The organism is Devosia sp. (assembly GCF_041917035.1).
Classification (GTDB): Bacteria; Pseudomonadota; Alphaproteobacteria; order Rhizobiales; family Devosiaceae; genus Devosia_A.
In genome coordinates this window covers 1-6,652 of sequence record NZ_JAYRYM010000206.1, presented here as the reverse complement: position 1 = coordinate 6,652, position 6,652 = coordinate 1, and the positions used below count along the sequence as shown (strand labels likewise).

Below are 6,652 nucleotides of genomic sequence, written 5' to 3'. Positions count from 1 at the left end.
CCCAACGCCATCAAGTGGCTGCTGCGCAATCATCCGGAGATGAAGGACGCGCAGCTGATGCGGCTGGTCGGCACCACCAAGTCGACCATCGACGCGGTGCGCGACGGCACGCACTGGAACAATGCCAACATCACCCCGATGGATCCGGTGACGCTCGGGCTGTGCAGCCAGATCGACCTCGACCTCGAGGTCAAGCGCGCCAGCAAGGGCGCCGCTTCGCCGGATGAGGCCGATCAGGGCACCATGCTGCTCACCGCCGAGGAAGCGCTGGCGAGCGCCGGCGGCCGCGCCGGCATGGCCGCCGCCGATGACGATCATCACGGCCACGGCCACCACCGGCCGGAGCGCGAGGAGGAGCTTGACGCCGACTCCGTGTTTGCCAAACTCAAGTCGCTCAAGATCGATTCCGACAACGACTAGCAGCGCCGCCTCGCACGCGGGGAGGATGTCATGGAAGGCAACACCCTTCTCGCGGTCTTTGTGTTGCTGGCGGCCACGGTGCTGCTGGTGCCGCTCGCCAAGTGGGCCGGGCTCGGCACCATCCTGGGCTACCTTGCCGCCGGCGTGCTGATCGGCCCCTACGGCCTGTCGCTGGTGTCCGACAGCGAGGTCGTGCGCAACGTCTCCGAGTTCGGCATCGTCATGATGCTGTTCCTCATCGGCCTCGAGGTCGATGGCGGCGAGTTGTGGCGGATGCGGCACAAGGTGCTCGGTCTGGGCCTGACCCAGATGGTGGCGACCAGTGCCGCCATCGCCGGGGTGTTCTGGCTGATCGGCTTTGCCTGGCCCGCCGCGATCGTCGTCGGCCTCGCGCTGGCCATGAGTTCGACTGCCATCGCCATGCAGTCGGTGGCGCAGCGCTCGATCACGAGGACCGATACCGGGCGGGCCTCGCTGGCCATCCTCCTGGTGCAGGACGTGGCGGTCATCCCCATCCTCGCTTCGATCCCCATCCTCGCCTCGATGGCCATCACCCCGGTCGGCGTACTGGGCGAGGACGTGCTCGAGGCGGTGGAGAACCCGGTCGACTGGTGGCTGGCGCTCGTGCTGGTCGGCGCCTTCGTCGCGGCACTCGTCGGCAGCCGCTACATCATCCGGCCGCTGATGCGCTGGGTGGCGATGACCAAGGTCCCCGAGGCCTTCACCGCCTTCGCCCTGGCCCTCGTCATCGGTGCCGCCCTCGTCACCGAGTCGTTCGGCCTGTCGCCCGCCCTCGGCGCCTTCCTCGGCGGCGTGCTGCTCGCCGACAGCGAGTACCGCCACGAGCTCGAGAGCAACATCGAGCCGTTCAAGGGGTTGCTGCTCGGGCTGTTCTTCATCTCGGTCGGCATGTCGATCGCTTTCGGCGTGGTGCTGCAGAACCCGCTGCTGGTGCTCGCCCTGCTGCTGGCGCTAATCGGCGTCAAGATGGCCGTGCTGTTCGTGCTGGCCACCTTCTTCCGCATGCACGTGGCCGAGCGCCTGCTGCTCGCCGTGCTGCTCAGCCAGGCCGGCGAGTTCGCCTTCGTGGTGCTGCAGTTCGCCCGCACCGCCGGCAATCTGTCCGGCCCCGAGGTGGAACTGCTGACCGTTGTCGTCGCCCTGTCGATGACGGTGACGCCGCTGCTGATCTTCCTGTTCGATCGGCTGTGGGCGCCGCGCCTGCACACCAGCGGGCACGACGGCCCCGCAATCGCCGGGGTCGACTCGCGCGGCAAGGTGGTCGTGCTCGGCTATGGCCGCTTCGGCCAGATCGTCACCCGCCTGCTGCGGGCCCAGGGCTACGAGATGACCCTGATCGACGACGACGCGGCGCAGATCGAGCTGGTCCGGCGCTTCGGCGTCAAGGTCTTCTACGGCGACGGGGCGCGGCTCGACATTCTGCGCGCCGCCGGCGTTGCCGAGGCGCGAATGATCGTCATCGCCGTTGCCGGCGGCGATCGCATCCTCGAGATCGCCGGCCTCGTGCGGCGCCACTTCCCCCACATCATCATCGCCGCGCGCGCCGTCGACCGCAGCCATGCCCACGACCTGATGGCGCTCGGCGTCGAGGTGTTCGAACGCGAGACCTTCCGCTCGGCGATCCGGCTGGGCGAGCGCGCCCTCGTCGCCCTGGGCGAGACCGAGGAGTATGCCGCCCGTGTCGCCGACGCGTTCAAGCGGCACGACGAGAAGATGCTGTTCGACAGCTTTGCCGTCCGCCACGACCAGGCCGCCTATATCGGCTTTGTCCGCCGCTCGACCGAAATGCTCGACGCCGTCATGAAGGCCGACCGGCTCGGCACCTCGTCGGCGGCGGGGGATGAGCCGGCCGCCGATATTGACAAGCCACCCAAGTCGGCCTCCAAGTCGGCCTCCGAGTAGGCCTCCCTTTCCGACGGTCCATCCCCTCCATGCCCGAACTCACCTTCTGGATCGTCGCGGTCCTCGCGGTCTTCATCGTCGCCTTGAGCAAGTCGGGGCTGGTGGGCAGCCTCGGCCTCGTCGCGGTGCCCATGCTGTCGCTGGTCATGCCGGCGCGCGACGCCGCGGGCATGATGCTGCCGCTGCTGCTCGTCATGGATGCCATCGCCATCTGGACCTACCGCAAGGAGGCGGACTGGCGCATCCTGCGGATCATGCTGCCCGGCGCCATGGTCGGCACGCTGGTCGGCTGGGCCCTGTGGACCGTGGTGTCTGACGCCATGGTGCTGCTCTTTGTCGGCATCATCACCCTGGTCTTCATCCTCGATGCGCTGCTGCCGCTGAGAAAAAAGCTCGAGGGCCTGCCGCCATCGCGCGGCTGGGGCACCTTCTGGGGTGGCTTTGCCGGCTTCACCAGCTTCATCAGCCACACCGGCGGCCCGCCCTTCCAGATCTACGTGCTGCCGCAGCGGCTGTCGCCGGTGGTCTATTCCGGCACGACGGCGTTCTTCTTCGCCATCGTCAACACGGCCAAGCTCGTCCCCTACCTCTTCCTCGGGCAGCTCAACGTCTCGAACCTGACCCACGCCGCCATCCTCGCGCCGCTGGCCGTCGTCGGCGTGCTGGTGGGCGTATGGCTGGTGCGCCGCATCTCGGTGAAGCGCTTCTACCAGCTCACCTACTGGCTGGTCTTCCTGCTCGCCCTCAAGCTGATCTACGATGGCGTGCTGGGGGTCTTCTTCGCCGGCCCCGCTGCCTGAGGATGCTCCGATGACCGACTACCGCCTCGATCACATCGCCCTGCTCGTGCGCGATCTCGATGAGACCGCCGATTTCCTCACCCGCGTGCTCGGCATCCGGGCCATCGCCAACCCGATGGGCGGCACCGCCATCCGCTGGTTCGAGATCGGCAGCGGCCAGCGCTTCCACGTCCAGGCCGGCGACATTTCGCGCACCCATGTGGAGAAGCGCACGCACTTTGCCCTCAGTTCACCCGACCTCGACGCCACGCTGCGGCACTTCGAGGCTCTCGGCATTGCCTATTCCGACATGGCCGGCACGCCGGGCGCGGTGAACGTGCGCCCCGACGGCATGCGCGCCGTCTTCCTCCAGGATCCCAACGGCTACTGGTTCGAGATCAACGACTTCCGCCCCGACGCCTGAGAACAAAAAAGGCCGCGGCGGCTTGCCGTGGCCTTGCACTCGCGCAACAGGACGCCGTGAGGTCAGGCGTCGCTCAACTGCAGCTTGCTCAGTTCGTCCTTGATCTCCAGTTTCTTGCGCTTCAGCGCAGCGATGTAGAGGTCGTCGTGGCTGGGATGGCTGAGCTCGTCTTCGATCTTGCGATCCAGATCGCGATGGCGCCGCTCCAGCGCCTCGATGTGGCCTTCAGTCGTCATTGCAACTCCTCTCCAGCGTTTCGAGCGACTCAATCGTCACAAAAAATTCACGCGTTGTCGACTTGCAAGCATGCCACACCCGGGCCGCGGCAGAGAAACCGATGGAATTCTTGCCCTGATCGGTTAACCCTTGGTCACTGGCGCCGGGCGCCACATGGGGACAACGCGTAGGCCGACATGCTGCCGCTCACCAAGGAACAGGAGGCTGCCCTGGGGCTGGAGCTGGCCGCCAAGCGGCAGGAGCACGCCGACCTCGATGCCGCCATCCACACCCTGTCGAACTCCGAGTATCACGACCGCATGCTGATCCAGCGCATGAAGAAGCGGAAGCTGGCGCTCAAGGACCGCATCGTCCAGCTCGAGAACATCCTGCTGCCCGATATCATCGCCTGACGCACTCTCCCCGATTTGACATCCCGTCGCCAAGGGTCCAAACCGACCGCCGCTCGGTGGAACGTGGAGGGAACGACGTGCCATTTCCGCGAATCGTCAGGCCGCGGGTGACGACGCGCGAGGCGTTGCTCGACGCTGCGCAGCGGCTGTTCGCCGCCGTCGGATACGACGCCACCTCGGTCAACCGGATCATCGCCGAGGTCGGCGTCTCGAAGGGCGCCTTCTACCACCACTTCGACTCCAAGGAGGCGCTGCTCGAGGCGCTGGCCGGCCGCTTCGCCGCGCAGACTGCCCGGGCGGCGCGGGGCATCCTCGAGGATCCCACGCTCGATGCCTTTGCCCGTCTCACCAGCTTTCTCGCCAGCATGCGGCGCCACAAGCTGGAGACGGCGGCGGAGATGCGTGCCGCGTTCGAACCGCTGTTCCGCGCCGAGAACCTGCAGCTGCATGCCCGCACCCAGCGCGCCGTCGCCGAAGTCGTCCGCCCGGTCCTCACCCGCATCATCGCCGAGGGCGTCGCCGAACGCGCCTTCGATACCCCGGATCCGGAGAGCGCCGCGGAGATCATCCTGCACCTGATGACCTCCAACCGCGATCTCGTCATCGCCCTCTACCGCACCCGTGACCGCATCGAGTTCGAGCGCCTGGGCCGCCACCTGATGCGCAAGCTGGATTATCTGGGCACCGTCGTCGACAGGCTGCTCGGCCTGCCGGAAGGCAGCATCGAGCTCGCCGATGACGCCGCCCTGCGCCACTTCGCCCGGGCGCTCGACGGGCCCCCGACCGCGGCCTGACGCCGTGCGGCTTGCGCATCACGCTTCCGCGACCTAAGGGTGGTCGCGTCCAGGCCGCCTCCGGGGGACCACAGCCGTGCCGACCTCGCCACCCGTCGCCATCATCATGGGCAGCCAGTCCGACTGGCCCAACCTGCGCCACGCCGCCGAGACCCTGGACGCGCTGAAGATCGAGTACGAGGCCCGCATCGTCTCGGCCCACCGCACCCCCGATCGCATGGTGGCCTTTGCCAGGGGTGCGCGCACCGAGGGGTTCAAGGTCATCATCGCCTCGGCGGGCGGGGCCGCGCATCTGCCCGGCATGGTTGCGGCCTTCACCACGCTGCCCGTGCTCGGCGTCCCGGCCGAGACCAAGGCGCTCGGCGGGCAGGACAGCCTCTATTCCATCGTGCAGATGCCGCCCGGCATCCCGGTCGGCACGCTGGCCATCGGCCGGGCCGGCGCCATCAACGCCGCCCTGCTCGCCGCCGCGATCCTGGCCCTGTCCGACAGCGACGTCGAGGATGCGCTGACCGAGTTCCGGGCCAGCCAGACCGCCGCGGTCGCCGAGTTCCCGAGCGACGATGTCTGATCCCCGACCGCTGCCGATGGGCAGCACCATCGGCATCCTCGGCGGCGGCCAGCTCGGCCGCATGCTCGCCCTTGCCGCCGCGCGCCTTGGCTTCAGGACCCATATCTACTGCCCCGATCCGGACAGCCCCGCCTTCGACGTGACCCCCAGCCGGACCGTCGCCGCCTATGATGACGAGCAGGCCCTCGCGGTCTTTGCCGCGCGCGTCGATGTCGTCACCTACGAGTTCGAGAACGTCCCGGCGCGCACCGCCGCCTTTCTCGGCGAGCTGAAGCCGCTCCGCCCCGGCGCCAGCGCCCTCGCCGTGGCCCAGGATCGCCTGGCAGAGAAGGCCTTCCTCACCGTCAACCGCGTGCCGGTCGCGCCGTTCGCCGCGATCACCGATCTCGATCGGCTGGAGGCGGCGATCGATGAACTGGGCACTCCGGCGGTGCTCAAGACAACCCGCCTCGGCTATGACGGCAAGGGGCAGCGCATCGTGCGCAACATGGAGGAGGCGGCGCATGCCTGGGAGGTCCTCTCCCCGCGTCCCCTCGTCCTCGAGCAGTTCGTGCCGTTCGAAAAGGAGATCTCCGTCGTCGCCGCGCGCGGCCTCGACGGCGACATCGCGACCTTCGAGGCCGCCGAGAACGTCCACCGCGACCACATCCTCAAGACCAGCACCGTGCCGGCGACCGTGAGCCGCAGGACAGCGGCACGGGCCGGGCAGATTGCGGCCGGTATCGCCGAGGCCCTCGGCTATGTCGGCGTCCTCGGCGTCGAGTTCTTCGTCCTCCCCGGCGGTCGCCTCCTGGTCAACGAGATCGCTCCCCGCGTCCACAATTCCGGCCACTGGACCGAGGCGGTCTGCGTCACCGATCAGTTCGAGCAGCACATCCGCGCCATCGCCGGCTGGCCGCTCGGCGACCCCACGCGACTCGCCGACGTGGTGATGGAGAACCTCATCGGCGACGAGATCGCCGCCATCCCGCTCGGCCTCGGGGTTGCCGTCCGGCCGCATGCCTATGGCAAGGCCGAGTCGCGCAAGGGCAGGAAGATGGGGCATATCAACCGGCTCGTGCTGAAAAAGCGTGCCGGGTGAGCCTTTTCCGGCACAACCCGGTGTGGACAAG

The 6,652-nt window shown here is 68.1% G+C and carries 9 protein-coding genes; 8 read left to right on the top strand and 1 reads right to left on the bottom strand.

What is annotated here, in order from left to right:
• From ACE3TU_RS17095 to ACE3TU_RS17080, 4 genes are all read left to right on the top strand, one after another.
• A partial coding sequence (locus ACE3TU_RS17095; RefSeq protein ID WP_374626359.1) for a cell cycle transcriptional regulator TrcR occupies positions 1-420 on the top strand: 420 nt, incomplete at its 5' end.
• Between the two features lie 30 nt (positions 421-450).
• The gene (locus ACE3TU_RS17090) at positions 451-2,343 is read left to right on the top strand and encodes a monovalent cation:proton antiporter-2 (CPA2) family protein (protein ID WP_374626357.1); all 1,893 of its coding nucleotides are present in this window, start codon (positions 451-453) and stop codon (positions 2,341-2,343) included.
• Positions 2,344-2,372: 29 nt separating this feature from the next.
• Positions 2,373-3,143, top strand: coding sequence for a sulfite exporter TauE/SafE family protein (locus ACE3TU_RS17085; protein ID WP_374626355.1), 771 nt, complete (start codon positions 2,373-2,375; stop codon positions 3,141-3,143).
• A 10-nt stretch (positions 3,144-3,153) separates the two neighbouring features.
• Positions 3,154-3,546 (top strand): VOC family protein, encoded by a 393-nt coding sequence (locus ACE3TU_RS17080; protein WP_374626353.1) that lies wholly within the window; start codon positions 3,154-3,156, stop codon positions 3,544-3,546.
• A 62-nt stretch (positions 3,547-3,608) separates the two neighbouring features.
• Here ACE3TU_RS17080 and ACE3TU_RS17075 read toward each other — a convergent pair whose 3' ends face one another.
• Positions 3,609-3,782, bottom strand: coding sequence for a YdcH family protein (locus ACE3TU_RS17075; protein WP_374626351.1), 174 nt, complete (start codon positions 3,780-3,782; stop codon positions 3,609-3,611).
• A gap of 177 nt (positions 3,783-3,959) precedes the next feature.
• Between ACE3TU_RS17075 and ACE3TU_RS17070 the strand changes: the two genes are divergently transcribed.
• The 4 genes from ACE3TU_RS17070 to ACE3TU_RS17055 all read left to right on the top strand — a co-directional run bounded on the left by ACE3TU_RS17070 (position 3,960) and on the right by ACE3TU_RS17055 (position 6,621).
• The gene (locus ACE3TU_RS17070; RefSeq protein WP_374626349.1) at positions 3,960-4,175 is read left to right on the top strand and encodes a YdcH family protein; all 216 of its coding nucleotides are present in this window, start codon (positions 3,960-3,962) and stop codon (positions 4,173-4,175) included.
• Between the two features lie 77 nt (positions 4,176-4,252).
• The gene (locus ACE3TU_RS17065; RefSeq protein ID WP_374626347.1) at positions 4,253-4,969 is read left to right on the top strand and encodes a TetR/AcrR family transcriptional regulator; all 717 of its coding nucleotides are present in this window, start codon (positions 4,253-4,255) and stop codon (positions 4,967-4,969) included.
• Between the two features lie 106 nt (positions 4,970-5,075).
• On the top strand, positions 5,076-5,540 hold the full coding sequence (gene purE / locus ACE3TU_RS17060; RefSeq protein WP_374626361.1) for a 5-(carboxyamino)imidazole ribonucleotide mutase: 465 nt from the start codon (positions 5,076-5,078) through the stop codon (positions 5,538-5,540).
• Positions 5,533-6,621 carry a 5-(carboxyamino)imidazole ribonucleotide synthase gene (locus ACE3TU_RS17055; RefSeq protein WP_374626345.1) on the top strand — a complete coding sequence of 363 codons (1,089 nt, stop codon included), beginning with the start codon at positions 5,533-5,535 and terminating at the stop codon, positions 6,619-6,621. Before purE ends, ACE3TU_RS17055 begins: the two co-directional genes overlap by 8 nt.
• Positions 6,622-6,652: the final 31 nt, after the last annotated feature.

Coding starts and splice junctions, on each gene's coding strand:
- ACE3TU_RS17090 (WP_374626357.1), top strand. CDS start 451: ATGGAAGGCAACACCCTTCTCGCGGTCTTTGTGTTGCTGGCGGCCACG.
- ACE3TU_RS17085 (WP_374626355.1), top strand. CDS start 2,373: ATGCCCGAACTCACCTTCTGGATCGTCGCGGTCCTCGCGGTCTTCATC.
- ACE3TU_RS17080 (WP_374626353.1), top strand. CDS start 3,154: ATGACCGACTACCGCCTCGATCACATCGCCCTGCTCGTGCGCGATCTC.
- ACE3TU_RS17075 (WP_374626351.1), bottom strand. CDS start 3,782: ATGACGACTGAAGGCCACATCGAGGCGCTGGAGCGGCGCCATCGCGAT.
- ACE3TU_RS17070 (WP_374626349.1), top strand. CDS start 3,960: ATGCTGCCGCTCACCAAGGAACAGGAGGCTGCCCTGGGGCTGGAGCTG.
- purE (WP_374626361.1), top strand. CDS start 5,076: ATGGGCAGCCAGTCCGACTGGCCCAACCTGCGCCACGCCGCCGAGACC.
- ACE3TU_RS17055 (WP_374626345.1), top strand. CDS start 5,533: ATGTCTGATCCCCGACCGCTGCCGATGGGCAGCACCATCGGCATCCTC.